Raw genomic sequence first — 2,480 nt, 5'->3', positions numbered from 1 at the left:
TCATGCCAGGAGATCTGGACACCATCGCGCAACGAAATGATTTCTTGGGCGTGAATTACTACACGCGCAACTTCTCATCCAGTGGCAATCCATGGGACGTCAAGAGCACCGGCAACCAAGTTACCGACATGGGGTGGGAGGTGTATCCGAAAGGCCTAACGGAATTGCTTTGCCGACTGCACCGTGACTACCAGCCGAAATGGCTTTGGGTGACTGAAAACGGCGCAGCTTTCAAAGACCAATTGATGGACGGTGAGGTCAATGATCAGCAGCGATTGGCATACATCCGAGACCACATTGCGGCCACACATGATGCACTCGCGCAGGGCGTACCGGTGGGCGCTTACTTTGCTTGGAGCTTGATGGACAACTTTGAATGGGCTAGCGGTCGACGTTACCTCGACCGACTGGGGTTAAGTCTCGTGCCACCCTGACCATGGTGGCAAAGCAAGCCGGTGTTTCACCCAGCACGGTGTCTCGCATTTTGAATGGCACCGCCCAAGTCAGCGAAGAAAAGCAGGCGCTGGTCAAGGCCGTTATAGAAGAGCTCGGCTTTCGCCCGGATCCTTCCGCTCGCAGCTTGGCCGGTGGGCGCACCATGAGCATCGGTGTATTGACTCAGTTCATTGACAGCCCCTATTACGGCGAAGCATTGCGCGGCATTGAAGATGCGCTGCTCAAAGCCAACTACGTGCCTTTGTTTGTCAGCGGGCACTGGAATGAGGTGGAAGAGAAAAACCGCTTGTTCATGCTGCAAGAGCGCAAAGTCGATGGGATAATTGTGCTGACGGGTAAACTCTCAGATGAAACCTTGGTTGAGATGGCCGCCGTTGTTCCAGTGGTGGTGACAGGACGCAGCTTATCTGCACCCAATTTATTCAGTATCGATTTTGACAATGCAGAAGGCGCATGTTTGGCCATCAGGCATTTACATGCGCTGGGCCATCATCGCGTCGCTTTCATATCAGGGCCGCTTGACCATCCTGACGCTGATGAACGTTTGAAGGGTTACAAAAGCGAGTTGATAAAAAAAGACATGGCCTATGATCCCCAGTTGGTGATCGCCAGTGATTACCAAGAAGCGGGTGGATTTCGCGCCATGAACAGCTTGTTGGAGGCGCGCGTGCAATTCACGGCAGTCATCACCGCAAACGACCAAATGGCCTATGGTGCACGTTTGGCCTTGCACAGGGCAGGCCTGCGTGTTCCAGAGGATGTGTCATTGATTGGCTTTGATGATCTGCCGCATTCCGCATTCACTCTGCCGCCGCTCACTTCGGTGCGGCAATCCGTTTATGAAATTGGCGCATCGGCGGCCAAAGCCATGTTTGATTTGCTGAACAAGAAAAACCCACCTTCCAAATTGGTCGAGGCGGAATTGGTGGTGCGGGAATCCACCCGCATTTACCGCCGCTGAGCTGCACGCCTTCAGCGGCGCGAAGCCATGTAAATCCCCGGCAAGATGAGTGCCGCACCCATGACGTGGTGCCAGCCCATGGCTTCACCCAACACCAGCCAAGCCGCCAAGCCGCCATACAAAGGCCCCAAGTACATGCTGGCAGCAACCCGGCTGGCACCCAGCACTTTTTGACTGAAGCCGTAGGCCCAATACGCGCCGATACCCGGCAGCAGGCCAGCGGCCACAACGAGCACGGTGGCTTGCAGCGTCCAAGCAGGTCGGTCTGGCTGCAGGTATTCCCAGACGCTGAACGGCAGCAGCACGATCACGCCCCCCATGCAGATAGCCGCCAAGCGGGCGGTGGAGCCCAGTGGCGTGCCCCATTTTTTTTGCAGCAAGGCAAAGCCCGCCCAAGCGGTCATGGCCAACACGATCCAGCCATCGCCCGCCACCCATTGCACTTGGCCGAGCGACAACCATTGGCCTTTGACCACCACATGGAACACCCCCGCTAAGGCCACCACCACGCCCAGGCCTTGCCGCCATGAAAAGCGCTCGCCCAGCCACAGCACCGCCCCCAGTGCAATCAGCACAGGCGAGGCGGCATAAATCAATGCGATGTTGATGGCCGATGTGGTCTTTGCGCCCTGGTAAACCCAAGCGCCGCAAATCAGCATGCCCAAAGCGCCCAGCACCAAGTAACGACCGGCGTCTTGCCAAGTGCTGCGCCGTTCACGCCACAGCTCGCTGCGCGCAATGAAGGCCAGGATCACGCCTGCCAAAGCCCAGCGGCCCAAGGCCAGCATGTGTGGCTCGATCACGCCGGGGGCTGAGCGCGCCACGATGTAATTGACCGACCACAGAGCGGGGGTGACCCACATCAGCCACAGGGCGATGCGGGTTCGGGATTCAGCGTTTTGAAACAAGGACATGGACTCGATTGTGCCGACATGACGTGCCGACAAGCTGCACAGATAAAAAAACCGCCCCGGTTTGTGGCCGGGGCGGTTGAAGACTCAGACACCGGATGGGCGCTGAACCTGATTTTTAAGCCAGACGCGCTTGCAAGGCGGTTTTGGTG

3 protein-coding genes are annotated in these 2,480 nt (G+C 57.3%); 2 read left to right on the top strand and 1 reads right to left on the bottom strand.

The genetic code is table 11. From position 1 onward, the window contains the following. Together Q0341_RS05125 and Q0341_RS05120 are read left to right on the top strand one after the other, a co-directional pair. Positions 1–434: family 1 glycosylhydrolase (locus Q0341_RS05125; RefSeq protein ID WP_299510999.1), on the top strand; the 434-nt coding region annotated here is incomplete at its 5' end. Positions 435–436: 2 nt separating this feature from the next. Further along, positions 437–1,417, top strand: coding sequence for a LacI family DNA-binding transcriptional regulator (locus Q0341_RS05120; protein WP_299510998.1), 981 nt, complete (start codon positions 437–439; stop codon positions 1,415–1,417). Positions 1,418–1,428: 11 nt separating this feature from the next. Here the strand turns inward: Q0341_RS05120 and Q0341_RS05115 are convergent, their stop codons facing one another. Then, positions 1,429–2,331, bottom strand: a complete 903-nt coding sequence (locus tag Q0341_RS05115) for a DMT family transporter (protein WP_299510997.1) — start codon at positions 2,329–2,331, stop codon at positions 1,429–1,431. Positions 2,332–2,480 lie beyond the last annotated feature (149 nt).

The organism is uncultured Limnohabitans sp. (genome assembly GCF_937889215.1).
Lineage (GTDB): Bacteria > Pseudomonadota > Gammaproteobacteria > Burkholderiales > Burkholderiaceae_C > Limnohabitans_A.
This window is presented reverse-complemented; position numbering and strand designations above follow the sequence as displayed.

Bases quoted from the DNA above. Each gene is read 5' to 3' on its own strand.
- Q0341_RS05120 (WP_299510998.1), top strand. From the start codon at position 437: ATGGTGGCAAAGCAAGCCGGTGTTTCACCCAGCACGGTGTCTCGCATT.
- Q0341_RS05115 (WP_299510997.1), bottom strand. From the start codon at position 2,331: ATGTCCTTGTTTCAAAACGCTGAATCCCGAACCCGCATCGCCCTGTGG.